Genomic DNA, 25,022 nt, shown 5'->3' with positions numbered 1-25,022 from the left:
CCGTCGGGAGCGAGAATCCCGGCCGCCAGCACCTGAAAAGGAGGGCGAGGGGCGGCGACACTCGCCGCCCCACAGAGAGTTTAGCTTATATTCGGAACTTTAGTAGCGACGGCCACCGCCGCCGCCACCGCCGTAACCACCACCGCCACCGCCGTAACCACCACCGCCACCGCCGTAACCACCACCGCCGCCACCCCGACGGCCGCCGCCACCACCGCCGCCACCGCCACCTTCCTTCGGACGGGCTTCATTCACCGTCAGCGGGCGGCCCTCGATGACCTGCCCGTGCATCCCGGTGATGGCGGCTTGCGCCTCCTGGTCGGTCCCCATCTCGACGAACCCGAAGCCCTTCGAGCGGCCGGTGTCGCGGTCCATGATCACCTGGGCCGAAACGACGGACCCGTAAGGGGTGAACATGTCTTGCAGCTGCGAGTCGGTAACGCCCCAACTCAAGTTGCCGACGTACAATTTCTTACCCACAACGAACTCTCCCGCGGCCCGGTCCCCGGCCGCTGCTTGGATCAACTTCCCGCGCGGGACCGCGCGGCGGGGACGAACGAACTGGCAAGTGGGTGAACCACCGCTAGCCACACCTGTCGGGCGATCCTGGCATTTCGGAGCCGCCTCCGATAATCGATCCAGGACTCTTCGAGCGGGAGAAGCGAGCGTTCGGCGTCGGTCAACGGGACAACTCCGTTGGTTGTGGTAGACTTTATCAAGAGGAATGTCCCCCCGCGCTAGGATTTTTCGCAGATTCTTTCGTCCCCGCTTCTGAACTACACTGGTACCGCGTAGGTAATTTAGGTAAGCACCAATTCCCGCGCGAACCTCGCGAACCCTCCGTTAATGGACCGCGACCATTTCACTTCTCGCTCCAAATTGTCCCACATCACCCAAGTAGCCCGGCCTTTTCCAAAATGGCTTTCAGTTTGGCCCTCTGTGCGTCACCGAACGGCGCAACCGGGGCGCGCATCGGCCCGGCGCTGCGCCCCAACAGCGTCATCGCTTCTTTCACGGCGCTGTTACCGGTGCCCAAACTCATTGCCATCCGCACGCCGTGTAGTCGCGACTGAAACACCTTCGCGCCTTCGACATCTCCCTTACTAAAGGACTCGTAAATCCCCACGCACAGTTCGGGCGCGATGTTGCACGACGCCGGTATCGCCCCTTGTGCGCCGGCCTGAAGCGCGGCGAGGATGAGCGTGTCGCGCCCGTTCAGAACACTGAACGTGTCGCGCGGCGTTTGGCGAATGATCTCGATTGTGTTCTGCAAGTCGCCGGACGAATCTTTGATCCCAATGATGTTGGGCACTTCGGCGAGCTTCGCGACCGTTTCGGGCTCGATGCTGAGCCCGCCGCACGTTGCCGGGTTGTTGTACAGCACAACGGGCACCGACGTGCTCTCCGCGACGCGGCGGAAGTGATCGAAGAGTTCGGCCTGGTTGGGCTTGATGAAGTACGGCGTGATAACGGACACGCCCGCGGCCCCTTCCTTCTCCGCCATCTTCGTGAGTCGAATGACTTCGCGCGTGGTCTCCGCGCCGGTGCCCGCGTACACGGGCGCCCGCCCCCCGACGTGTGCGATCGCGTCCGCGACGATCTGTTGCTTCTCGTGTTCGTCGAGCGCGTAGAACTCGCCCGTCGTTCCGAGTACGAAGATTCCGTGAACGCCCCGCGCGAGCATCAGGTCGATGTGCTTGCGGAGGCCGGGGAGATCGACGGCTTGGTCCGCGGTCAGCGGCGTAACGACGGGCGGGATGATACCTGCGAGTTTCATGGCTGATACCTGTTCGGTTGGGTTGTTGTTTGCCTAGCCCGCGCCCAGGCGATGGGTATACTGTTCTTTTGCTCACATTTCACTCAATGACTTCACTGACACGACCGAACTGTCTTTGACAACTCAGTCGTGCCGGTGGCTGCCGCCGTTCGGCCGATACGGGAGAAATGAACGGGTGTCCCCGGCGGCAGCCAGAACTGTTGAAGTTGGGAGTAGCAGAGTGCCGATGTCTAACCGAATCAATATGGGGCAGTGCAACCGGATTAGGTGGTATCTTGAACGTCATGCGAACGGTTGAACTCTTCGCTGGTATCGGTGGGTTCCGCATCGCTGCTGACCGCTTGGGCTGGGAAACCGTCTGGGCGAACGACAGTAGCGAGAAGGCGTGTATCGTCTACCACGACCGCTTCGGGCCGAAAGAACTACATCAAGGTGACTTCACCGAACTAAAAGCGGTTGTGCCGGACCATGACGTGCTGACCGGTGGATTCCCGTGTCAGCCGTTCAGCAGCGCCGGGAAGAAGGAAGGGACGCGGGACGCAAGGGGCACGCTCTTCGAGTTGATCGTTGATGTGCTGAAGATGCGCCGCCCGAAGTTCTTCGTTCTCGAAAACGTGAAGCGGCTGCTGACGATGGAAAACGGCGGCCACTTCGCCACCATCCTGGGTTCGCTCGCGGAACTCGACTACGCGCTCGAATGGCGTCTGCTGAACGCGATGCACTTCGGGCTGCCACAGAACCGCGAGCGCGTTGTCATCTTGGGAGTGAGGAAGACGCGGGAACAGCTAGACCCTCGAATCCGGCTGGCACTGCCCGAAGACTTCAGCACGATCAAAGGGCGACAGCGTGACCGGCTCGCAGAACCCGCGACGTGGAACACGATCCCCGAACATAAGGCACGGTTCCCTGATTGGGGGCTGGCATCAGCCGGGCGGTTCTTCGGGTTGGATTTGGAGAAGTTCACGACTGCCTGTCCACTGGTGAGGCTGGCAGCCGTGCTTCAAGACACCGTGCCCGCCGAGTTCGACTTCACCGAAGCAACGCTGAAGTGGGCCCACGAAAATGATCCGGTGAACCGCTTCATTCACGGTGTCGAAATCCTGAGCAACCAACGCGGCGGCGCAAGGATGGGCTACACCATCTTCGGCACCAACGGTGTTGCCCCGACGCTGACATCGACAACCAGCCGCCACTACGAACGGTACAAGATCGGTGAGCGTTACCGCCGGCTGACGAACATCGAGTATGCACGCATTCAAGGCTTCCCCGATGAACACTGCAAAGCAGTGTCGGTTTATGACCAGTACCAGTTGTTCGGTAACGCGGTGCCGCCGCCGCTCGTTGAATGGGTGCTGAGCCGGTTGTCGGATGACGGTATTACACGGCACGCATTACCCCGCCGCAAAGAACCCGCAACCCTCTTTGACGATGCCAACTAAAGAAGAACTCCGCGCCGTCGTCCGCGACAAACTCAATGCAGCCATTGCGGGCGTAAACGCTGCGCTGAGTGGCAAGAATCTTGATGTCGTCGAAGCCGTGTTGAAGAGGCTTGGGCGCGGCGGACTTCTTCCGCACTGGTATGAGAAGCTGAAGAGTGACGCTACCTTGCCGAATCTCGATGGCAAGACAATAGGCAGTGTGGTGGAGATGCTCCTCGTTGCCGTGCTGGAAACCACCACACTTGCCGGGTTAGGGTTACCGGGTAGTGGCCCACCGGTTGGGATTGCTCTAAAGTGTTGGGATGCTGGACGCAACACCCCCTCGTCCCCCGATTCCGCCGTGCCCCCGGTGCGGTGCGACCCATGTGGTGCGCAACGGTCTCACCCACTCGGGCACTCCGGGGTTCCGGTGCCGGGGGTGCGACCGGCGGTTCGTTGCGGACCCGAAGACCGGACCGGTCCCGGAGGCCACGAAGGATCTGGTGCGGCGCCTGTTGGCCGAGCGCATGGGAATCCGGGCCATCGCGCGGGCCGTCGGGGTGTCCCGGTCGTGGCTCCAAGGGTTCGTCAACGAGCTGTATCGACAGGAGACCCCACACGAGCCGGGACCGCCCCCAAAAAGTGCGGCCCGGTCGTGATCGAGGCCGACGAATTGTGGAGCTTCGTGGGTTCCAAGGGTGATGTCCATTGGGTCTGGGTAGCCCTGGACTTGGGCACCCGGCGGGTGCTCGCAATGGTTCTCGGGGACCGGTCCGCAGCCACGGCCCAACGGCTCTGGGACGCGCTCCCGCGCGGGTACCGGACCGGGGTCACCGTGTACACCGACTTCCTCGCCTCGTACCGTGGCGTGATCCCACGCGCCCGGCATCGACCCGTGGGCAAGGACACGGGCCTCACCGCCCACATCGAACGGTTCTGGCTTACCCTGAGACAACGATGCGCCCGACTCGTGCGCAAGACTCTCACGTTCTCCAAGTGCCCCAGGAACCACCTCGGCGCCTTGTGGTATTTCATACGCCTGTACAACGAATCCCGACATTAGGGCCACTACCGGGTTACCGAACCTCAAGATCAACCCGGCGCGTGGTGTCGATCTCCCGGACTTGGATTTGGGGGTCAAGTCGCCCTCAGAGAACTACTGCACCAGTGAGCCGTTCTTCTCCGGGTATGAGCGGTTGCTGGGGAGCGAGCATGATGCCGTGGTCCTTTTGACGGACTACCAAGTGGCAAAGAAGAAGCCCCCGCTGCGGCTGCAAATCACGAAGTGGTCGTACCTCACCAAGTCGCAAATCGCGGATGAAAACCTTTGCAAATTGGCGAAGGCTCAGCGGGAATGGCTACTTGAGAAGAACCAGTCATGGGCGAAGAAAGCCTTCCGCTTTTTGGCGTTCGTCAACCAGAGTGATTGGCGTGCAAAGATCTTGGTGCGACTGATTGCTCACTTACAAGATGATGCCCAAATCAAAACTATCATCGCTGAGGCGGAAACTGATTTCAAAACGAAGAACATCCAGAAGGCGAAGACGGACAAGCCGCTCATCCCTGATTCCGAAGTCGATGCGATCAAGGGCATCTTGAAGATTACGCCGCTTCACATGGGCGTGATCGATGCCGCTGACAGTTGGGTCATTGAGGTGCAGAAGGATTTCGGGCGGTTCCCGAATGACAACGAATGGAACAGGTTCCTTGCTAGCCCGCTCGATGGCAGGATCGGGATGAGCTACGCGCTTCAGTGGCGGTACAACTTCGGCAAGGTGTTTGGCGTTAGAGTGGAAGAGGAGTCGGAAGAATAGATCCGAAGCTTCAGCCCTACGTAAAGCATACCCAAACACAAGGAGAAGGTATGTCGAGAGGTGGTGAACTGAACGAAGCGGATTTCGTCGGGCGGTGACAGACGTGGCAGCAAAGAGGAGTTGGTATGGCTTGCTGGAATGGTTTGGGATACGCCCGGCACCGGGCGGTGAGTTGATCGAGCAGGCGAATCCCCGCGTCCGGGTTGTTGGCCGCGTAGTAATCGGTGATCGCGTCGAGATCGGCTTCCGCTTGGGGCGTGTTGCGAAAGCGCTTCATGTCGGCTGTTTCCGCGCGGCTTCGAGTTTGTCCCGCAACCGCTTCATCACGACCTCGCCGTCCACCAGTTCACCGCGGTCGGCCTGGTCGATGCCGACTTGCACGGCCTTTCGGAGCGCGTCAATTTCCGTGTCCGCGTCACTTTCCAGTTCGGTCCCGACGGTTCCCAGCGCGTACATCACGAGGTCATCGAGCGTGCCCCACTTCTTCTCGGCCAATACGCGGTCCACGAACGCGGCGACATCGTCCGGTAGTGTGATCTGGTACGTCTTCATGCGTGCCTCCGGTGATACCGCATCGTACCACGACCCACTCTCGCTCACCCAGACGAGTTGCCCCACCCGCGGTCCCACTCACCCTTCCAGTTCCTTCGGCATTTCGCCGCTGTAGCTCGCCCACAGCGCATCGACCGGGTGCGCGCACCACACGTCCGGGTCGAGTGCCTTTAAGTGCCGCGTGATCTGCATCAGGCAGCCGACGTTACCCGTGAACAGCGCCTTCGCGCCGGTCGCGGCAATGTTCGAGGTCTTCCTCTTACCGAGGCGGTCGGCCATTTCGGGCTGCGTCAGGTTGTAGCTCCCCGCCGCGCCGCAACAGAGTTCGCTTTCCGGGAGCGGAATCAGTTCCAGCCCCGGGATCATTTCGAGCAGCGCGCGGGGTTGTTTGAAGATCTGCTGCGCGTGCCGCAAGTGGCAGGCGTCGTGGTACGTCGCCTTGATGTTCAGCGGGTGCGTGGGCTGGACCGGGCCGAGCTCCATCAGGAACTCGCTCACGTCGCGCACCTTGCTCTGGAACCGCGCGGCGGATTCCGCCTCGGGCGTGTTGTGCATCATGTGGGCGTAATCTTTGAGCTGGTACCCGCAGCCGGCCGCGTTGGTGATGATCGCGTCGAGCGACTTGAACTTTTCCGCGTCGTTCGCACCGAACGTTTCGCAGTTCGCGGCCGCAAACGCACGGGCCGGGGCTTCTTCCGCCGAGTGATAGTGCAGCGCGCCGCAACAGCCCTGGCTCCGCGGAATCCACACCTCGCAGCCGTTCGCCTGGAGTACCTTCGCGGTCGCGTAGTTCGTGTCGGGGTAGAGCGAGTCCGCGACGCACCCCAGGAAGAGCGCGACGCGGGCGCGCGGCTTGCCGATCGGCTCCAGCACTTCCGGCAGTTGCCCGTAGTGCGGCTTCAACACGGGAAGCATCTGCTTCATGCTGCGGAGCGATTGTGGTACCAGCCCCATCAGGCCGCTCTTTTCCGTCAGCCAGTCGAGCCCGGTCCACTGCATCAACCGCGCCGGTGCGAGCGACACGCGGTTGCGCCACCGGTACGGGAACACGTGGAACAGCAAGAACTTCTGGAGCGCGTTGAGCGACTGAACCTGGCGCCCCGGTTCGAGTTCGTTCATGAACTCGCGGAACGGTTCGATGAGCCGACCGTACTGCACCCCGGACGGGCACGCGGTTTCGCACGCGCGGCAATTGAGGCACAGGTCGAGGTGCTGCTTCACGTCGTTGTCGAGTTCGAGCGTGCCGTCGATCACGCTCCGCATCAGGTAGATGCGGCCGCGCGGCGAGTCCGCCTCGTTCGACGTTTCCACGTAGGTCGGGCAACTCGCGGTGCAGAGCCCGCAGTGGACGCAATCGAGAACGAGTTCGTAATCGATGTTCGGCCCGTGCGCCCCCGAACCGCACGTGTGCGGCGGCGCGGGGATCGGCCCGCCGGTCGCGGTCGCGGCGGGCACGTTCGCGGAGAGAATGGGCAGCGACTTCCGCTGCGCTTCGGAGTCGGCCAGGTCGGGAGTGGTCGCGGCCATGTGAAGTTTACAGTGGTTGGTGTCGTCGGGGGTCTTCGGTTTTTTGCCCTCTCCCCTTGCGGGAGAGGGTGTCGAGGCTTTGCGAGACGGGTGAGGGGTGGTCGCCGTACTCGGGAAGCAACCCCTCACCCGGTCGGCGAAGCGCCGACCACCCTCTCCCGCAAGGGGAGAGGGCAAGAAGAACGTCTACCTCGGCTTCAAACTCACTTCTTGTGAACTCGACGATGCGGCTTGATCGATTGCAAGGGCGATGCAATCGAGAACCCATTCTAACTCGTCGTATACTTCCGAGTTCCAGAAGCGGATCACGCGGATGCCGTGAGACTCGATGTACAACTGGCGCACGGCGTCACGGTCTTCTTTGCCCATGTGAGAATCGCCGTCCAACTCGATCACAAGACGGCTCGCCGCACAAAAGAAATCGGCAACGTACCAATCGAGCGGCTGTTGCCGACGGAACTTCGCTCGGGCAAAGCGCCGGTTCCGCAACTCGTTCCACAGAATCCGCTCCGCCGAGTTCATATCGCCCCGGAGCCGACGCGCCCGGGCGTACAAGAGCGGAATCCGGGTCGAGGTCGCGAGGTTCATCACACGTCCCCGAATAGACGGCCGGGGTTGAACACGTTATCCGGATCGAGGGTCCGCTTGACGTGCCGCATCAGTTCCCAACTCGAAGGCTCCTGCCCTCCGTCGGGAAGTGACTTTTTGCGTTCCGTGGGGCACCGCCGAACGGTTGTGCCCTCGGGGAGCGTTTCGGCACCGTGTACCCACGCGACGCCGCTCAGTGCGTGGGCGTGAACCAGCGATTCGCTCGGCAGTTTGACGACCGCATCGGCCAGATTGCTCGGCAAGACGGAGAGCTTCCCGATGAACCGCGACTCGGCCCTCAGTTGTAACGCCGTCAGTGTGTCGAAGATGGACATATCGGGCAATTCGATCGCGTCGCCCACCGCAACGGCCTTCAGTTCGTCGATCAGCATCGCGACTTGCCAGCGAACCGCCGCGGTCTTTTCCTCGAAGCCGACCACGATTCGCCATTGCGCGGTTGTGGGGACAGTGACGCGCGCTTCGCGCCACGCGGCGGAATTCAAGAGTTCGACCGCGACGGGGCGCGTTTTGGATGCGGCGAGGCGATCGAGTACCGCGCTGAGCGAAGCGGAATCGCAACCAAAAATCACCGCGGCGGAGGCGTCCGGCTTCGGCTTCACTTTGAACGTGAGTTGCGTGACAACCCCGAGCGTACCGAGGGCACCAATTTGCAGCTTCATCAGGTCGTAGCCGGCCACGTTCTTCACCACGCGACCGCCGGCCTTCACCTCCACGCCGTCGTCGCTCACGAAGCTGATGCCGATCACGTAGTCGCGGAGCGTGCCGTAGCCGAAGCGCCGCGGGCCGCTGGCGTTCACCGCGACCGCCCCCCCGAGCGTGGCCCTTTCAGGCGCCGCCACATCAACCGGGAGCCACTGCCCTTCCCTACCCAGTTCCGCCTGCAGTGCCGCGACCGTGGTCCCGGCGCGGGCGGTGATCGTCATGTCGCGCGCGGGGTAATCGATTACGCCGGAAAGGGCGGTCGTGTCGCACACAACGCCGGGCTTCGTCGGTGGGAGCCCGATGTCGAGGGTCGTGCGCCCGCCGACGGGGTACAGCCCGTGTTTCGCGGCGCGCGCGTGCGTCACGAGCGCGCACAGGTCCGCGACGCTCGCGGGGCGCTCGACGGGTAGCGGGCCGAATGAATCGAGGGTAATGGAATTTGCCACGGTTGCGGGAACGCCCGGGAGGGTGGGAAGGCAACCGTAGTGTTGTATGAACCGCGCCACGCGCGGGCGTCAAACGACCCGAAGTCGGGTCGTCCGACGGGTGCGGGTTCAGAGCCGGTCCGTCGGGGCCTTGTCCGCGAACGCATTGCGGAGCGTGGACGCGGTGGGGTCCGCGAACACCGCGGCGCGCTCGCGCTCGAGTTCCTGGCGCGAGAGCGTGTGATCACCGCTGGCCGCGTTCCGGCGCTCGGCGGCCTCGCGCTCGAGGAGCACCTCGAGTTGCGGCCGAATCCGCACGAACGCCTCCACGCACCGCGGGTCGAAGTGCGTCCCGGACCCGGACTGCAGCTCGGCGAACGCGCGGGCCGCGGGCATCCCGGCGCGGTACGGGCGGTCCGAGGTCATCGCGTCGAACGCATCGGCGACCGAGACCACGCGCGCCGGGAGCGGGATCGCCTCGCCCCTCAGACCGTCCGGGTACCCGCGCCCGTCCCAGCGCTCGTGGTGCCCGCGCACGACCGGCAGCGCCCACGACAGCCCGGGGATCATCTGCACGATCTCGGCCCCGCGGAGCACGTGCGTCTTCATCGTGGCGAACTCGTGGTCCGACAACCGGCCGGGCTTCCGCAGCACCTGGTCGTCGATCGCGATCTTGCCGATGTCGTGCAGCAGCGTCGCCACCTGCAGCTGCCGGCGCTCGTCCTCGGGCAGCCCCATTTCCTCGGCCAGCATGAGCGCGTAGGTGGTCACGCGCTGGGTGTGGTTCCCCGTGTACTCGTCGCGCATTTCCACGGCCTGCGCGAGCGCGGTCACGGTCTGCACGAACAGCGCCCGGTTCCGCTCGACGAGCTGCTGCCGGTCCACCCCCAGCGCGACGGCGTCGGCCAGGGTGTCGGCGAGGTTCAGGTCGGCCTCGGTGAACGGGTCGGAGTCGGTCCCGCGGTCGAAGTGGAGCACCCCGAACTCGCGGTCCGGCGCGCGGAGGACCAGGCACATGATCGAGTTCATGTCCCCGCGGACGGCGCTCTCGGCCTGGTACTTCGCGGCCTCGCTCTGGTCCGCGAACAGGAGCGACTGGCGGCGCCGGAACGCGAGCGTGGCCAGCGTCTTGCCCGGCGCCCGGGCGGGAACGAGCCCGCCCGACGTCGCCGAGAAGCACCGGACCGCGAGGTTCCCGGTCACCTCGTCGAGCAGGAACAGCCCCCCGCGCCGCGCGCCGAAGAACGCGACCGCGCCGTCGAGCACCTCCTGGAGCGCGTCGCTCATGCGCGCCGATTCCGACAACCGGTGCGCGGCGCGCACGAGCCGGAAGAAGCTCTTCAGGTCGCGCGACATTTGGTTCTGCGGCGGGTCGAACTCCGCCGGCCCCAACTGGCGCCGGGCCGCGGCCTCGACCTGGACCGTTTTGTTACCGAGCCGGACCGTGACCGGGCGCACGTGAACGTGTTCGACTTTGAAGCGCAGGTTCCCGATCTGGATCGCGTCGCCCGCCTTCACCGGTTGCGGGGTCCGCCCGATCCGCACGCCGTTCAAAATGGTCCCGTTGGAGCTCCCGCGGTCGCGGACCACCCACCCCTCGTCGGCCAGGTAGATTTCGGCGTGGAGCCGACTCACCGAGAGGTCGTCGAGTGAGACCTCCAGTTCCGGCAACCGGCCGATGCGCAACTGAGACGCGGACGCCCACGTGCGCGGGGCCGCACCACTCTCCGAAAGTGAAAGAACGACGCGCGGCGACTCCATGCGTGACTCTCAACACGAGGGGCGAACCGGAAGAAAACTTCCAGCTGGGTTGGGTCTTCGCGGAACCGGGGAGCGGGGTTCGCGCGCCGTAACAAAAATCAATCGTGTGCAAGTATAGAACACGAATAATAATGAGAATTCGCGCACCCGACCGTTTCACACCGACCCACCGAGCGATCCCCGTTCGCGCCGAGCACGAGCGCGGAAATCCTGATTCATCCGTCAGTTAGAGATCAACACTTCTGGATCGAGGCGGGGCCAATCGCCCGCTCGCGATCTCATAACGCCAGACAGTCAAAAATAAATCATAAATACAAATTCACAATCGTCACCGGCATTCCGCTTCGTTCGAGCGGACCGCAACGAGGGCACCAACACCAAACACGATACCCGCGACACACAGCGAAGTCCCCAACTCGATCCCCATAAGGAGCCAAATGATTCGCGCCGGCGGGGTCGGTTCTGTCGAATTCTCGGACATCGCACACAGGGCGCCGGCGAGCACCGCCAGAGGGAGCGGGGTCAGTGCCACCAACCCGAGTAACTGTGCCGGCGTGCCAATAACCACCCTCGTCCGGGTGACGGGCAATCTCCGGCGCGTCAGCGCTAACACGCCCACAATGACGAGTGCGACCTCAATTCCGAACATGCCCATCCTCAACCAAGAACGGGGCATTGAACCGGGAAAATCAAACGGCAACAACAATCTCGCGCATTCAACCTCACACCGCGGCGCGACGAGCCGGTTTCGTTTGCGTGATGCCCATTGAGGGTTCCGAGCACCCCCCCGCGGTCGGGAGCATCTTCCCCGGGCTGCACCGCCCGTCGGGGTTGAACGCGGTGCGCAACCGCACCATGTAGTGCAAGTCGTCGGGGGTGAACATCAGCGGCATGAAGTCGATCTTCTCGACGCCGATCCCGTGTTCGCCGGTCACACTGCCGCCGAGGTTGATGCACTCCGCGAGGATCTCGTGACTCGCGTCCAGTACCTTTTGTACCTGCGCCGGGTCGCGCTCGTCGAACATCAAAATGGGGTGAACGTTCCCGTCGCCCGCGTGGAACACGTTACAGATACCCAGGCCATATTTTTTCGCCGTCGCCTGAATGTGCCGCATGATCTCGGGGAGCTTCGTCCGCGGTACCACACCGTCTTGCGTGCAATAACTCGGGTATCCGAGGCGCCCGATCGTGCCGAACGCCTGTTTGCGAGCCTTCCACAGCGCCATGCGTTCGGGCTCGGTGTTCGCCTTCCGCACCTCGCGTGCCCGGTTCTTCTTCGCGATGGCCTCGATCCGGTCCGCCTCTTCCTGCAAGCCCGCGGCGAGCCCATCGACCTCCATAATGACGACCGCTTCCGCGTCGAGCGGGAACCCGAACCGGAACGCGGCCTCGACCGCGGACAGCATCGTCTTGTCGAGCAGTTCGAGCGCGGCGGGAACGATCCCGGCGCCGATGATGTCACTGATGGTGTTCGTGGCGTCATCGATGGTCTCGAAGATGCCGAGTAGCGTGCGGTACGCTTCGGGGTTCTTCGTGAGCCGCACCCACACCTTTGACACCACGCCGAACGTCCCCTCGCTCCCGACGATCGCGCCGGTCAGGTCGTACCCGGGGCCGTCCTCGGTCGGCCCGCCACACGTCACCACGCGCCCGTCCGGGAGCACGAGTTCGACGCCGAGGATGTGATTGACCGTGACCCCGTACTTGAGCGTGTGTGGTCCGCCGGAGTTGGTCGCGACGTTCCCGCCGATGGTACACGCGCCCTGGCTAGAAGGATCGGGCGCGTAGTGGAGCCCGTGCGGTTTGAGGGCGTTGGTGAGCCACACGTTCACGACGCCCGGTTCGACGACCGCGTACCGGTCGCGGACGTTGACTTCGAGGATGCGCTTCATGCGCGCGAGCGCGATCATCACGCCGCCACCGACGAGCACGCACCCGCCCGCGAGACTCGTCCCGGCCCCGCGCGCGAGGAACGACACGCCGAGTTCGTTGCACGCCTTCACGATGCCGACGATGTGTTCGGTGGACGTCGGGAACACAACGACATTGGGCTTGGTCTTCGCAATGGTGAAGCCGTCGCACTCATACGCGGCCATGTCCGCGGCCGCGGTGAGCACGTTGTCGTTCCCGACAATGGCCTTCATGCGCGCGACGAGTGCGACGTGGTTAAAGGACGGAGTTGCGGCGGGGACGGGAGGGGTGAGGGTGTTCATACAGGTAGTGTAGCGGCGAATTGATACAGCGAAACACGGCGAAGAACGGAATCGGGCCGCCACCGGCGAGAGCGGGCCGTTCACCGTCGCGGTTACGGAACTGGTCCGCCTCCCCAGTTCTGGCAGTGAACCCACCCACACGAATTGGATTAGTTGGTCCGCCCATCCATAAACAGCATCAGCAGATCGAACTGTTCCGAATAGTTGTCCCTTTCGTCGAGGTGCTGGTACCACGCACACAGTTGATCGAAATGGTGGAAGCCGGTGAGTTCGGCCATTGGCCGCAGGCGCGATACGCTCTCTGGGTGATGCCAATCCGCGGATTCTAACAGCCTTATAAAGAGGTGCGCGAGTAATCCCTGTTCGGTTCGCGCCAAGAAACGTACTGTCGGGTCGTCGTGGTACAACTGAACGAACTCGATCCGTCCGCGTCGCATCCAGAGCACCGTCGGGTCCGAGCCACAACACCAGAGCGGGTAAACTCCGCTCACTTCCCGAGGAATGGCACAAGCCCACCCCGCGTGAGGCGAGTCGCACCAATAATCGAACGGTTTGGGCTTTGATTCGAGAAAAATGAACGTGACGAACCTCGGCGACAAGCCGAGGTCGAGTAACTCCTGCGGCTCGTAGCCCGCGCGGTAGACGATTTCTTCCTTCAGACGGTGGCCGCACTGAGGGCAGATCAACTCCACCGCGTCCATTAACGCTTCACAGCGCGGGCACTGCGGCATCTAACCGACTCCAAAGTAACCGGGCACCTGTACTCGGAAACCCGTTCACCCCCGCTTCGCCGGGCGCTTGCCGCAGGTGCCGTACACGTCCGCCACCCGTCCGCTCTCTTCGAGCGCGACGTGGTAGCGCTGCTCGCCTTCCAGCCGGTGAACGGTCATGTGATAGGCGTGGCCCACCGAGGCCAGGTACGGGCGCTTCTCCGGTGTCCCCGGCTTCCGCAACTGCCCCCACGAGCCGTCACCCAGGTAGGGCACCCCGTACTTGTCCTTCAGCCCGTCCTTGAGCGGGTGGGTGCGCTTGAACGTGTGGTCGTGGTGCTCCAGGACCGCGTCCACGCCGTACTTCTCGAACAGCGGGCACCAGTGGATGCGGTTCGCCTCGCCCGTGCCGAACGCGCCGGCCTTGCCGGTCGCGGGGTCGCGGAATGATGGGTACGCCGGGACGTGGTTCGCGACGATCAGGTGCGGGCGCCCCTCCCGTTCCGCCAGCGCGGACGCGAGCCAGTCGGTTTGTTCGCCGCCGATCGGCGAAACGTGCCCGCTGTCGAGCGTCACGAGGCTCAGGTAGTCGCCGAAGTCGAGCGCGCCGTAGGTGGTGTCCTTGTACAGCCCGTCGAACAGCGGGAGGTAGTACGTCGCGTCGGAGCGCTTGCCCTTGTAACCGCCACGCACCTCGTGGTTCCCGAGGCACGACACCATCGGAATGAGCCGCCCCTTCGGGTCGACCATGTGCTTCGCGTAGTTCTGGAGGAACTGGATCGCGGTCTTCGCGGAGGTCCCGTTGTCGTACCCGAGGTCGCCGCCGATGAACGCGAAGTACGGCTCCTGCTTGGCCGCGATGATGTTCGTGCCGATCGCGTGCGGCCCCGTGCCGCAATCGCCGCCGGACACCCACTGGAACGTGTCCGTGGCCTTCGCCGGCATCGTGCGGAACCGGTACGATTCCGTCCGCCAGCCGATCTGGTACGCGAGCGCGTTCTTGCCGACCTGGAGCAGGTACTCCGTACCGGGTTGAAGCCCGGTAAACTCGCACCGGTGAACCTTCAGGTCCGTGGGGCCGAACGGTTTCTGCTCCGTCGCGCCCGTTTTCCACAGATCCCCGTCGCGCGGCACGACCCGAAGCGGCGTCGGTTCTTGTGTCTCTGGCCCGACCCACTGCACGGTGATCGTCGTCGTCGGGTCGCGCTGCCACGTCAGGAACAGCGTGTCTTGGGGCGTGAGATTCGTGGGAACGGGTCCGCCGACCCGTCTCGGGGGCGGCGCGACATCAACGTTGGCGGCGGAGGGCAAACTGTGTCCGGCGACGAGCGCGGACGTCAGCCCGCCGGCGGATGATCGCAGGAAGGCGCGACGACTGAACGGCGTCATGTGGCAGCGTTTGGGTTCGGGGTTTTGGCAGGAAAGCGTGGGGAGGCAGCTATTTACCATCGTGCGCCGGCGCGCGGAGAAAAGCGAGAGGGGAATTCAAACTTTCGCACCTCCTTCGCGCATCGTACTCGCGTATTCGGAGGTGATGAACTGCGACGGGGCCAAGCCGAAAGCCAAGGAAGAGCCACGGATCACGCGGACAACGCGGATCAAGCAAACACCACCCGCTCGTTGACACTCGCGATTCGCAAAACAGAGCCTAATCCAACCGCACCCGAGGAACCGATCCGCGCGCACCGCCGGGTAGGATTTCAACACAAGACAAGCCACTGCGAAATACCCACGGACACGGTGGGGCGGGCGTTCCCCGGGCGAAGTCCGGCGCACGCGGCCGCGGTCGACCGGTTACAATGCAGCGTCGCCACCGATTCGAGGACCGCGATGGACCCCCAAGAAGCACAAACGCCGGGCGGGATCGTTCACACGTACCAGGGGTACGACCCGGTGAACTTCCCCAGCCCCACCGCCCCCCCGCCGGACATGGTTTCGCCGCTCATGGAGCACATGCTCCGGTTCGGCGACGTCGACGAGTTCACCGAAGAACAGTTGGCCAACGCGATTCACCTCGATGCGTCACAAATCGCGGGACTGGGGCCGAGCATTGATGCGCTGAAGGAAATGCTCCTCGAACGCAAGCGCAAGATCCTCGCGACCTACGAGACGAAGGCCGCACAAAAGGCCGCCGCGACCGCGTTCCGCAGTGCCGCACAGGACGTGAACCCGCCCAAGAAACTCGCGGCCGATTTCCGAAAGGCCGTCAAGGACGAGCAGCTCGCGGACCTCGAATCGCTGTACTTCCGCGCGGGGGACGACAACTCGCCCTTTGCAAAGGGGCTGGTGCCGCTCGTTGAGCGCCTCGGCGACAAGTACCAGGTGGACGAACTCGCGGGGAAATACGAGTTCACCGGTCGCGAAAAGATGAGCGTCCCCACCGCGCTCGAAGTGAAAGAGGAACTGGAAACGATCGACGAGTTGCTGAAGCAACTCGAAGAGGCGAAGAAGTCACCGGCGCAACTCGCCATCATCGACCTGGAAGAACTCGAAAAATTCGCCGAGCCGGGGGAAATTGAAAAGCTCCAGGCGCTCCAGCAGCAGGTCGAAGACTACATTCGCGAGCAGGCCGAAAAGCAGGGTTTGGAAGGTGACGGGAGCGGCAAGTTCAAGCTCACACCCAAAGCGCTCCGGCTGTTCCAGTCGAAAGTCCTCACGCAAATCTTTAGCGAACTCCAGGCATCGCGGAGCGGCCGCCACCCCGATGCGGTGACGGGAGAGGGGGCCGTCGAGTCGCCCAAAACGAAGCCCTACGAGTTCGGCGACTCCGTCTCGCAAATGGACATCCCGGCCAGCATGGTGAATGCGCTCTTACGCGCCGGACCGGGACTACCTGTCCGAATGAAGCCCGACGACATCGTGATTCACCACACGCGCGTGAACCCGAAGGCCGCGACCTGCGTGCTGCTCGATATGAGCGGCTCGATGCGCTACGACGGTCTGTACGCCAACGTGAAGCGCATGGGGTTGGCCCTCGACGGGCTCATTCGGAGCGAGTACCCGGGCGACTTCCTCCAGTTCATTGAGATGTACACGTTCGCGAGACCGCGGCACCTGTCGGAAGTTGCGGGGCTGATGCCGAAACCGGTCACGATCTTCAGCCCGGTGGTGCGACTCAAGGCCGATATGAGCAACCCGGAGATCAGCGAGTTCCGCGTCCCGCACCACTTCACGAACATCCAACACTCGCTCCAGACCGCGCGCCGGTTCCTCGCGAACCAGGACACCCCGAACCGGCAGGTGGTGCTCATTACCGACGGCCTACCCACCGCGCACTTCGAGGGGGGCACGTTGTACATGCTCTACCCGCCGGACCCGCGCACCGAAGAGGCGACCATGCGCGAGGCCCTGCTCTGCGCTCGCGAGGGGATCACGATCAACATTTTCCTGCTCTCGAACTGGAACCAGTCGCAAGAAGACGTGCAGTTCGCGTACAAGATGGCGCAGGCGACGAAGGGCCGCGTCGTGTTCACCGCGGGCCGCGACCTCGATCGTTACGTGATCTGGGATTACATCAAGCGGCGCAAGCAGATCATCAGCTAAAGGCGAACGGCCGACCATCGGAACGGCCGGTGTAAGCCGGCCGGTAAACGCTCCCGAGGTAGTTTGTCGCCCGGGGCGCGGAAAAGGCCGAGAGCAGGGGCGCACCGGCCGGCTCACACCGGCCGTTCGCCCAGCGATTTCGACATCTCCACTTCCTTCGCCAACCCTTCCTTGTCGTTGAACTCGACGACCGACACCGCTTCCGCGTCGATATGAACGTCCGCGGTTCGCGGCGCGTATTCCAGTCCGAGCACGTCCACGACCGTGGGGTGAACCTGCGGGCGCTCCGGCGACACGAAGTAGCCGTGGACCTCGAGTGCTTCGGCCCGGTACTCGTCGTATCGCATTAGCAGCGTGTGGAGCTTCTTGAGGCGGTAGTGCGGGACGGTCGCGTACATGTGGTGCGGCAGGTGGTAATCCTGGCCGAACGGGAACACCGCGAAGCGGATCACCGGCGCGACGAGAAACGTCCGCGTGTTGTTGATCCACCCGCGCCCTCCGTTCCCGTGCTGCACCAGTTGGCGCAGGATCATGAAGAACGCGAACGCGGTGAACAGCGGCGCCACCCACAGTAGCAGGAAGTACGGCACGGCCGGCGCGCCGGTCAGTTTGGTAGCGACCGCGAGTGACGTGAGCAACAGCGTGATGAACCCGACCCGCAGCGCGGAAGTGTACCGCGCGTGGATCACGGGGCGGAGCTTGCTCTGGTGGTACTTGTGGTCCGGGAGTTTCAGGAACACCGCGACAACAATGACCCACATCGCGAACGTCGCCGCCGGCATCACCCACCAGTCTTGCGCGAGGTAGAAGAGCGCGGTGAGCGTCGCCACCATCGCGAGCAGGTACAGGATGCCAACTCGCACCGCTCCCTTCGAGGGCTTCTGTCCCTTAATCATGTAGGGGTTCTTGTCGGTACCGGTCGCGTTGTACTGTGCCCGGATTCGCATGAACCGGATCAACCGAAACGGCGACAGTTGCCGCCTGAATGCCCGGATCACCTCGCGCCGGGCGAGCGGGAACCCGAGCCAGTGACCGCTCGTTTTGAGTTGCGACACGTCTGGGTCGCGGTCCGGGTCGTTGACGAACTGGTGGTGCGCGAGGTGCTGGAGCCGATAGTGGTAGATGCTCGCGAACAGCGGGAACATAGTAAATAGGTCGGACGCCAGATCGTTCACGAACCGGTTGCGGAACAGGATGTAGTGCGAGCCCTCGTGCGCGAGGCCGCTCAGTTGGTGCTGTCCGGCCCCCACGAGCACGATCGCGAGTAGCGCAACGGGAACGTTCGCCCACCAGGAAACGTCAAAGGATTCGCGGTTCTCAAAGAACCACACCGCCCCGCCAATCACGAGCGCGAGGTACAGATACGTCCGAACGACGAACCACCAGTTCCGGACGTTGTCCGTTCGGCGCAGCTCCTGGAGCGCGGCTTTCAGCTCCGGATCGGAGAGCGTTTTTGCGGGCGCGTCGATGGTGCTCGTGCTCATAAGGCGGTCACTTCGGGTCTTCGAGGCTCGTCATCAGTGTGCGGTACGTCACCTCGTCGATCTGGTCGGCGAGGAACTTGTACGTCACCAGGTACTTCACGATGCGCCGTTGATCCCAGTCGAAGCGCGCCGGGTCGATCACGTTGCGGTCGAGCCGGGAGTTGTCGGCCAGGTCCGAGAGCTTCACTTGCCGGGCGATCGCATTACCCTTCAACCGCACCACGTAATCGGCATATTGCGCGCCGTGTGGTCGCGTCAGGCACTCCACTGCTTCCAGAATCGGTGCCGCGAACCCTTCGACTTGCAGGTGGGCGAGCGTAACGCTGGTGTCTTCGACGAGGTCGTGCAGCACGGCCGCGATGCGCGCGTTCGGATCGTTGACCGCGAGCGCCACCCGGAGCACGTGCAGTAAATACGGCTGCCCCTCTTTATCGACCTGCCCGGCGTGCGCGGAAGCCGCGAGTTGCACCGCTCGGTCGAACGTGGCCATCCGTAGTCCCCTGTGCGAACGCCTCTTCACCGTGCGCGAGAAGCCAATTCGTGAGGCTTTTGTAGGGTGGGTCAAGGCTTTGCGCAGGCCCACCAGCCGGTCTTCGGTCGGCCGATAAACGGCGGGCCGTGTCGCGCGGGCTCTGATTACATTCGCGCTCATGATACCCTGGGGGCTGGTGGGCCTGCGCAAAGCCTTGACCCACCCTACAAAAGCGCATCCTACGAGTACAGCTTCTTCACCTTGCGCGCGAGGAGCCAGTTCGTGAGCCGCGGGAAGTAGCGGTTGAATCGCAGCAGGCGTTTGGCCTCCGAACCCAACACCGTCTCGGTGCGGTTCTTCTGGACCGCGTCGATGATCTTCGCTGCGAGATATTCCGGGGTCATGCCCTCCTGGAACCGCAAATCCGCCTTGCCGTCGTTGCGAAGCCAGTTCCGATCGAACCCGCTGTTCGTCATCCCGGGGACGATCGTGAGTACATCAATATCGAAGCGCTCGAACTCGCCGCGCCACGCCTCGGACATTCCGACCAGTGCGAACTTGGACGCGGAATACTCGGGCCACGCGGGCATCCCCTTCCGGCCGCACATGGACGTGACGTTCACCACCGCGGACTGATTACCCCGCATCAGGTGCGGCACGGCCAGTCGCGTTAACTCGATGGGGGCGAAGAAGTTCACTTCCATCACGGTGCGGCAAATCGCTTCCGTCGAGTCGGCGAAGTGCCCCCAACTCCCGACGCCCGCGTTGTTCACGAGTAGATCGAGCCCACCGAACGCACCCAGTGCGCTTTCGACCAACCGCTGTCGGTCGTCCGCTCGGGTGAGGTCAGTCGGTACCGTGATCGCCTCGCCGCCCGCGGAACGAATCGCGGTGGCCAGTTCGTTCAATTTATCGGTGTTGCGCCCCGCGAGCGCGACGCGCGCACCCGCTTTTGCCAGCGCGGTCGCGACCGCGAAGCCGATCCCGCCACTCGCGCCCGTCAGAATTGCTCGTTTGCCCGTCAGTTCGCGCCGCATTTTAGCCCCCCTCGCCTTTCCATCACTTTAAAGGGTGCGGGGTTCTCGGGCGCTAACTCGGGACAAAGCACAAGCACGGAATCTCTTGGCTCGCCCTCTCAAATTGCGCTGGCGGTACAACCGGAACCGGATTGGGCTTCCCAAGCCGCTTTTCGACCCGGTACTATTCCTGTTCTATCTCGGGGGCGCGGGCCTATTGCCCGCAGAGCTATTTTGGGGGTCGGCAGACCGAGTCTGCCGAAGCGGGCGGGACGCTCGCGCTCCGGGGACGCACCAGGGACGGTGTCATGCGCTGGCTGCTCATCGGCTACATGTTCCTGTTCATCGAGCGCCCGTTTGAAGTGTGGACGTGGCTCGGCGACATGCACATCGAGCGCATCTACATGCTGTTCATGCTCGGCGTGTGGGTCATCTACCCGAACAAGCGGTTCCTGCCAAACATTCAACACGGCGCTTACGTCGCGTTCGTAAGTGCGGTGCTGTTCGCGTGGGCGCTTAGCCCGTGGTCGGCTTACGGCCAGCCCGTGGTCGAGGACTGGCTCAAGATCGTCGTCTTCTACGTGCTGCTCGTGACGTGCATACACGACGAAGAGGGGCTCAAACACATCGCAGTGGGCTTCCTCGCGGTAATGAGTTTTTACCTGCTCCACTCGTTCCGCGAGTACCTGGCGGGTCGGCACACGTACCGCATGGGCATCTCGCGCATGATCGGCGTCGACACCACGCTCGGCGACCCCAACAGTTTCGGGGCGAGCATCGTCTTCGCGCTGCCGCTGGTGGTCGCGCTGTGGAAATCCGGGATCGGCGGGCGCCTCGGCCGCTGGGCGCTACTCAGCTACGTCGGACTGTCCTCGCTGTGCATCCTGCTCACGGGCTCCCGGTCGTCGCTGCTCGGACTGCTCCTCTGGTTCACGATCATCATTTGGGGCACGAAGTACCGCATCAAAGCCCTGGTCGGGTTCGCGCTGATGGCCCCGGTCGCGTTCGTGGCACTGCCGGAGTCGCTCCAAACGCGGTTCGAGACGATCATCAATCCAGAAGTCGGCCCCGCGAACGCCCGCGAGTCTGGCGAGGGGCGGTACCAGGGCCTCGTCATGGGCTTCCAGCAGTGGGCGAACAACCCGCTCACGGGGATCGGCCCCGGCGCGTGGCGCCCGGCCAATCACACCAAGATCGAGTCGCACAACCTCTACGGCCAGCTCTTCGGCGAAACCGGGTCGCTCGGTGGGGGAGCGTTTATTGCACTGCTCCTGTGTTTCTGGATCAACCTGCGAATGGTTCGGCGCATCCGAAAAGAAGTCCCGGCCTGGGAGCACGACCTCGTCTTTACGCTCCCGAGTGCGATCGGGATGGCGGTGTTTCTTCTGCTGTTCATGGGCAACTTCGGGCACAACCTGTTCCGGTTCACGTGGCTCTGGTACGGCGGGTTCCTCATCATCGCGCGGTACTGCGTCGAACGGCGCCTCGCGGCCTGGGACCCGGAAGCAGAACCCGAGTTCGAGGAAGAAATGGAACCCGAACTCCCACCGGGGTGGATTCTCCACGGCCCACACGGGTGAGACGACGCGGTACCACCCGCTCGTTCGCGGTTCGCCCAAGTCTTTTGGCGAACCGCGCGTGCTAACGAGCGGGTGGTACAATCGCCCTATTCTTAATGAAGGGTGCCGAGGCGAAGCGTACTACCCACTTCTTCCGCTATTCGCGTCTATTGCTTGCTTCAGACATCCGGTTCCGCCACAATGGGTGAGTTGCGCTCCGAACCGACTGATCGCGGCCCGTTCCGGCCGCACCTATCTCATTGCGGGTTCGGCGCTGAACGCTGTTCGGAGGCGACCCCTCATGTCCGCCGGCCGCCGCGGTTTGCTGCTCTCGGTCACGTTCTTCGGCCTCGTGCTGTGGGTGAGCCCCACCAAACAGGCCCGCGCGCAACCCCTCAAACCCCAGCCGGGGAACGATCAGCAACACTTCCAATTAATACTGGGACACGACCCGCACGCCGGGCGCCACACCATCTGGCAGCGGGACCTCCGCCCCGATCAGATCCGCGACCTGCTGGCCAAATTCGGCCAGGGCGACGGCGGCGCGAACAAACAACTCGAAGACGTCATCCGCGACTCGGTGAAAAAGCGGAACCCGAGGGCGAACGACGAGCAAGTGGACGCGGCCATCAAACGCATGATGGCCGACAAAGAGTTCATGAACCGGATGATGGACCTGGCGCAAAAGCACAAGAACGAGAACCCCAACCGCAACCCGGGAGATTTACCCCGGCTCACGCCCGAAGACCTCGAGAAACTCAAGAGCCTGCGGCCGAACGGCGACAACGGCGGCGACCCTTTCAAATTGCCGAAGATCGATCCCAACACCGTCAATCCGAACCCCCCGCCGCGCATCGATCCCAACACCGGGCGGCCGGTCGATCCCCCGATCCCGCCGAATATCGGTCAGGGGCCGCCGAACGCGGGCGGCCCGCCCGTGCCCCAACCAATAATTGACCCGAAGACCGGTCAACCGCTGGACCCGAACCCGGACGGGCGGCGGAAGTTCGACCCCGAGAACCCGCTCGGCACGCCGAACGACTCGCCCGAGAAAATGGCGAAGACCAAGACCATCGAGACCGCGACCGCCCTCTGGGAGAAGAACGTCGGCCCCATCGACGAATCGCCCGCGGTCAGGCGCGCACTCATCGACCTCGTGAGCGACCCGGACGCGATGAACGCGCTCTCCGACGGCAAGGGGAACAGCATCTTCGACATGTTCAAGGACACCGGCGGCGGCGAGAGCATGAAGGATCTGTTCGGTGGCGGTGACGGGAAGGGGTTCGAGTGGCCCAAACTCGACTTCAACATGAACTGGGGTCGAAACGATCGCAACATCGACATCCCGGACAGCAACAGCCGCAGCCGGTGGCCCGACGTGTCCATGCCCGACCGGCGCGGGGGTTCGGGTTCGTCAATGGGCGGCATGGGCTCGTTCAACTTCGGCGGAACGCAGGTCCCCTGGCTCGTGATCCTCATCCTGTTGGCGCTGATCCTCACCGCGGTGCTGTGGTGGAAGTGGGCCGTGATCTTCTCGCCCGGCGCCGGAGCCGCTCGGTCCGCCAACGGTCCCGGCCCGTGGCCGATCGACCCGCGCGCGATCAACACCCGGGAAGATGTCGTGAAAGCGTTCGAGTACCTGAGCGTCTTGATCTGTGGGCCGGGCGCGAAGACGTGGACGCACTCCACGATCGCCGACGAGTTGACGGAACTGGCCGCGACCCACGGCGGTGCGGCGCTGAAGCTCGCCCGACTTTACGAACTGGCCCGGTACGCACCGATCGACGAACCGCTGACGCGGGCCGAGGTGCTCGAAGCCCGGCGCCTCGTGTGCGACCTCGCGGGAGTGGACGAGGCATGAAATCGCCGACCCGTTTTCACGGTTGGTCGTTGGTTCTCGGCGGGGCGCTGACGGCGGCCCTGCTCACGGTGCCGGCCGCGAGCGCGCAGCCGAACCGGTTCCCCGAGCCGCAGCCCCCGCAGGTTCAGATCCCCGGCGGCGGAACCGAACTCCTTCGCGCGCTCCTGGACCGCGAGGGCATCGAGCCGATCCGAGAGTTTGACGCTAACAAACCCCTCGATCGCAACACGATCGTCATTTCGATCGGCCTCCTGGACGGAACGGACTGGAACGATCCCCTTCAGCACGTGCGCCGGGTGATCGCGGTCGGCGGGGCGGCACTGATTGCGACCGATAGCTTCTCGCGGGTCCACGAACACGACCGCGACCCCCGGACGAACAACCCGGTCGGCTGGTTCCACCGCGGCACCGTCACGGCCGACTGGCAAAATCCCCAACACACTTACAATTCGCGCCCCGATTGCCCCATCGTCGTACCGGTTTCACCGGACGAAGTGGGCGACGCGCCCGAGCGCCCGGGCCGGGTCTGGAACGTGTTCCGGGGGTTAAAGCGCGTCGTCACCAATCAGCCCACGTACTTCCAAGAGAGGCGCTTCCGGCAAGAGTACCAGTACCCGCTCGCGCGGCTTCCCAAATCGTCGCGTGCGAGCGCGGACGAAAATCCCAATGTCAGCCGGGCCATCAATTCGCCCCTGTTCGCGGTCGGTGGGGACGGTCCCGACTGGTTCGGGAACCCCGGCTTCTCGTTCCTCGCGATGGCCGATTCGAGCGTGTTCATCAACCAGATGTTGATGGAGCAGAACACGGACAATCTCGAATTGACGCTGCGCGCCATCGAGTACCTACAAGGGCCGGACAAGACGCGGACCAAGTGCCTCTTCTACGAGAACGGCCGCGTCGTCGAAAAGTTCGACGGGCTGCGCAACGCAATGGCCAAACCGCGGCCGAAGATTCCGCCCGAAGCGATGCCGAACCTGGGCGGCGTGCTCGGAAAGAACCAGGACAAGCTCATCGACGCGGCGAACGGGTTCGCCGACCAGTTGCAGAACCGCGACGCGATCCACAAAATGCTGGTCGGCGAGCCCGGCTCAGAACGGGAGCGCAACTCCGCGGCGAACTGGATCGAGCGCACCGCGATCGTCGCGTCGGTCGCCGTAATACTGTTCCTGCTCCGGCGGTTGTGGCGCGCGAAGCACCCGCAGGACATTCCGCCCGCACCCGTCACCGGGGCCGGGGCCGCGTCCACCGGGCCGCCCGGGGTGTTCGATCGCCGGCAAAAGGAACTGGTCCGCCGGAACAACGTGTACGAGCCGGTGCGCCAATTGACGCGCGAGTTCTTTGCCACCGCGGGCGCGCCGGAGAACCCGGGGCCGCAGATGCCGGACCTCGAAATCTCCGACGCGGTGCGCAAGCCGAACTCGCTCCGCCAGGCGCTCCGCGACATGTGGCGCCTGGCCTACGGCCCCCCCACGCCCATGAGCGCGCAGCGCTGGTTCGAGTTAGAACCGTACTTCGAGCGATTGAAACTGGCCCACACCGAGGACAAATGGCGCTTCGTCCGAAACGAAGTGTAATACGG

At 63.7% G+C, this 25,022-nt stretch carries 23 protein-coding genes; 8 read left to right on the top strand and 15 right to left on the bottom strand.

The genetic code is table 11. The annotated features are described in order from the left end of the window. Window positions 1–99: 99 nt before the first annotated feature. Together J8F10_RS03475 and dapA are read right to left on the bottom strand one after the other, a co-directional pair. Window positions 100–480 carry an RNA recognition motif domain-containing protein gene (locus J8F10_RS03475; protein ID WP_210652493.1) on the bottom strand — a complete coding sequence of 127 codons (381 nt, stop codon included), beginning with the start codon at window positions 478–480 and terminating at the stop codon, window positions 100–102. A 409-nt stretch (window positions 481–889) separates the two neighbouring features. Beyond that, window positions 890–1,777, bottom strand: a complete 888-nt coding sequence (dapA, locus tag J8F10_RS03470; RefSeq protein WP_210652492.1) for a 4-hydroxy-tetrahydrodipicolinate synthase — start codon at window positions 1,775–1,777, stop codon at window positions 890–892. 284 nt (window positions 1,778–2,061) lie between these two features. Here dapA and J8F10_RS03465 point away from each other — a divergent pair, with 284 nt between their 5' ends. The 4 genes from J8F10_RS03465 (at window position 2,062) to J8F10_RS03450 (ending at window position 5,009) form a co-directional block, all read left to right on the top strand. Then, window positions 2,062–3,216, top strand: coding sequence for a DNA cytosine methyltransferase (locus tag J8F10_RS03465; protein ID WP_246523894.1), 1,155 nt, complete (start codon window positions 2,062–2,064; stop codon window positions 3,214–3,216). 368 nt (window positions 3,217–3,584) lie between these two features. Further along, complete coding sequence (locus tag J8F10_RS40215) at window positions 3,585–3,854, top strand: IS1 family transposase (RefSeq protein WP_210652490.1); 270 nt, start codon at window positions 3,585–3,587, stop codon at window positions 3,852–3,854. Then, complete coding sequence (locus J8F10_RS40210; protein WP_210652489.1) at window positions 3,851–4,258, top strand: IS1 family transposase; 408 nt, start codon at window positions 3,851–3,853, stop codon at window positions 4,256–4,258. Before J8F10_RS40215 ends, J8F10_RS40210 begins: the two co-directional genes overlap by 4 nt. A 181-nt stretch (window positions 4,259–4,439) precedes the next feature. Further along, window positions 4,440–5,009, top strand: a complete 570-nt coding sequence (locus J8F10_RS03450; RefSeq protein ID WP_210652488.1) for a hypothetical protein — start codon at window positions 4,440–4,442, stop codon at window positions 5,007–5,009. 16 nt (window positions 5,010–5,025) lie between these two features. Here J8F10_RS03450 and J8F10_RS03445 read toward each other — a convergent pair whose 3' ends face one another. The 10 genes from J8F10_RS03445 to J8F10_RS03400 form a co-directional block, all read right to left on the bottom strand. Continuing rightward, the gene (locus J8F10_RS03445; protein WP_210652487.1) at window positions 5,026–5,286 is read right to left on the bottom strand and encodes a type II toxin-antitoxin system RelE/ParE family toxin; all 261 of its coding nucleotides are present in this window, start codon (window positions 5,284–5,286) and stop codon (window positions 5,026–5,028) included. Then, a complete protein-coding gene (locus J8F10_RS03440; RefSeq protein ID WP_210652486.1) occupies window positions 5,283–5,639 on the bottom strand; it encodes a ribbon-helix-helix domain-containing protein in 357 nt (118 codons plus the stop codon). Before J8F10_RS03440 ends, J8F10_RS03445 begins: the two co-directional genes overlap by 4 nt. Continuing rightward, window positions 5,640–7,088, bottom strand: a complete 1,449-nt coding sequence (locus tag J8F10_RS03435; protein WP_210652485.1) for a (Fe-S)-binding protein — start codon at window positions 7,086–7,088, stop codon at window positions 5,640–5,642. Window positions 7,089–7,274: 186 nt separating this feature from the next. Next, window positions 7,275–7,676 carry an endonuclease domain-containing protein gene (locus J8F10_RS03430; RefSeq protein WP_210652484.1) on the bottom strand — a complete coding sequence of 134 codons (402 nt, stop codon included), beginning with the start codon at window positions 7,674–7,676 and terminating at the stop codon, window positions 7,275–7,277. Continuing rightward, window positions 7,676–8,845, bottom strand: a complete 1,170-nt coding sequence (locus J8F10_RS40205; RefSeq protein ID WP_210652483.1) for an FAD-binding oxidoreductase — start codon at window positions 8,843–8,845, stop codon at window positions 7,676–7,678. The genes J8F10_RS03430 and J8F10_RS40205 overlap by 1 nt, the downstream gene beginning before the upstream one ends. A gap of 108 nt (window positions 8,846–8,953) precedes the next feature. Next, window positions 8,954–10,585 (bottom strand): HD domain-containing phosphohydrolase, encoded by a 1,632-nt coding sequence (locus tag J8F10_RS03420; RefSeq protein WP_210652482.1) that lies wholly within the window; start codon window positions 10,583–10,585, stop codon window positions 8,954–8,956. 328 nt (window positions 10,586–10,913) lie between these two features. After that, a complete protein-coding gene (locus J8F10_RS03415; RefSeq protein WP_210652481.1) occupies window positions 10,914–11,234 on the bottom strand; it encodes a hypothetical protein in 321 nt (106 codons plus the stop codon). Between the two features lie 73 nt (window positions 11,235–11,307). Then, window positions 11,308–12,798 carry an FAD-binding oxidoreductase gene (locus tag J8F10_RS03410; protein WP_210652480.1) on the bottom strand — a complete coding sequence of 497 codons (1,491 nt, stop codon included), beginning with the start codon at window positions 12,796–12,798 and terminating at the stop codon, window positions 11,308–11,310. A 149-nt stretch (window positions 12,799–12,947) separates the two neighbouring features. Next, complete coding sequence (locus tag J8F10_RS03405; RefSeq protein WP_210652479.1) at window positions 12,948–13,529, bottom strand: hypothetical protein; 582 nt, start codon at window positions 13,527–13,529, stop codon at window positions 12,948–12,950. A 45-nt stretch (window positions 13,530–13,574) separates the two neighbouring features. Further along, entirely contained in the window at window positions 13,575–14,897 is a 1,323-nt protein-coding gene (locus J8F10_RS03400) for a purple acid phosphatase family protein (RefSeq protein WP_210652478.1), read from the bottom strand. A 441-nt stretch (window positions 14,898–15,338) separates the two neighbouring features. Between J8F10_RS03400 and J8F10_RS03395 the strand changes: the two genes are divergently transcribed. Beyond that, the gene (locus J8F10_RS03395) at window positions 15,339–17,051 is read left to right on the top strand and encodes a hypothetical protein (protein WP_210652477.1); all 1,713 of its coding nucleotides are present in this window, start codon (window positions 15,339–15,341) and stop codon (window positions 17,049–17,051) included. 113 nt (window positions 17,052–17,164) lie between these two features. Here J8F10_RS03395 and J8F10_RS03390 read toward each other — a convergent pair whose 3' ends face one another. From J8F10_RS03390 to J8F10_RS03380, 3 genes are all read right to left on the bottom strand, one after another. Continuing rightward, window positions 17,165–18,535, bottom strand: a complete 1,371-nt coding sequence (locus J8F10_RS03390; protein ID WP_210652476.1) for a fatty acid desaturase family protein — start codon at window positions 18,533–18,535, stop codon at window positions 17,165–17,167. A 7-nt stretch (window positions 18,536–18,542) separates the two neighbouring features. After that, window positions 18,543–19,025, bottom strand: a complete 483-nt coding sequence (locus J8F10_RS03385) for an HD domain-containing protein (RefSeq protein WP_210652475.1) — start codon at window positions 19,023–19,025, stop codon at window positions 18,543–18,545. 221 nt (window positions 19,026–19,246) lie between these two features. After that, window positions 19,247–20,044, bottom strand: a complete 798-nt coding sequence (locus J8F10_RS03380) for an SDR family NAD(P)-dependent oxidoreductase (protein ID WP_210652474.1) — start codon at window positions 20,042–20,044, stop codon at window positions 19,247–19,249. Window positions 20,045–20,331: 287 nt separating this feature from the next. Between J8F10_RS03380 and J8F10_RS03375 the strand changes: the two genes are divergently transcribed. The 3 genes from J8F10_RS03375 to J8F10_RS03365 all read left to right on the top strand — a co-directional run bounded on the left by J8F10_RS03375 (window position 20,332) and on the right by J8F10_RS03365 (window position 25,017). Then, entirely contained in the window at window positions 20,332–21,603 is a 1,272-nt protein-coding gene (locus J8F10_RS03375; RefSeq protein ID WP_210652473.1) for an O-antigen ligase family protein, read from the top strand. Between the two features lie 280 nt (window positions 21,604–21,883). Further along, a complete protein-coding gene (locus tag J8F10_RS03370) occupies window positions 21,884–23,443 on the top strand; it encodes a DUF4129 domain-containing protein (protein ID WP_210652472.1) in 1,560 nt (519 codons plus the stop codon). After that, a complete protein-coding gene (locus tag J8F10_RS03365; protein ID WP_210652471.1) occupies window positions 23,440–25,017 on the top strand; it encodes a hypothetical protein in 1,578 nt (525 codons plus the stop codon). Before J8F10_RS03370 ends, J8F10_RS03365 begins: the two co-directional genes overlap by 4 nt. Window positions 25,018–25,022 lie beyond the last annotated feature (5 nt).

Source organism: Gemmata palustris, assembly GCF_017939745.1.
GTDB classification, from domain to species: Bacteria; Planctomycetota; Planctomycetia; order Gemmatales; family Gemmataceae; genus Gemmata; species Gemmata palustris.
Note: the sequence above shows the minus strand (reverse complement) of the source record. Positions and strands in the feature narration are given on the sequence as shown.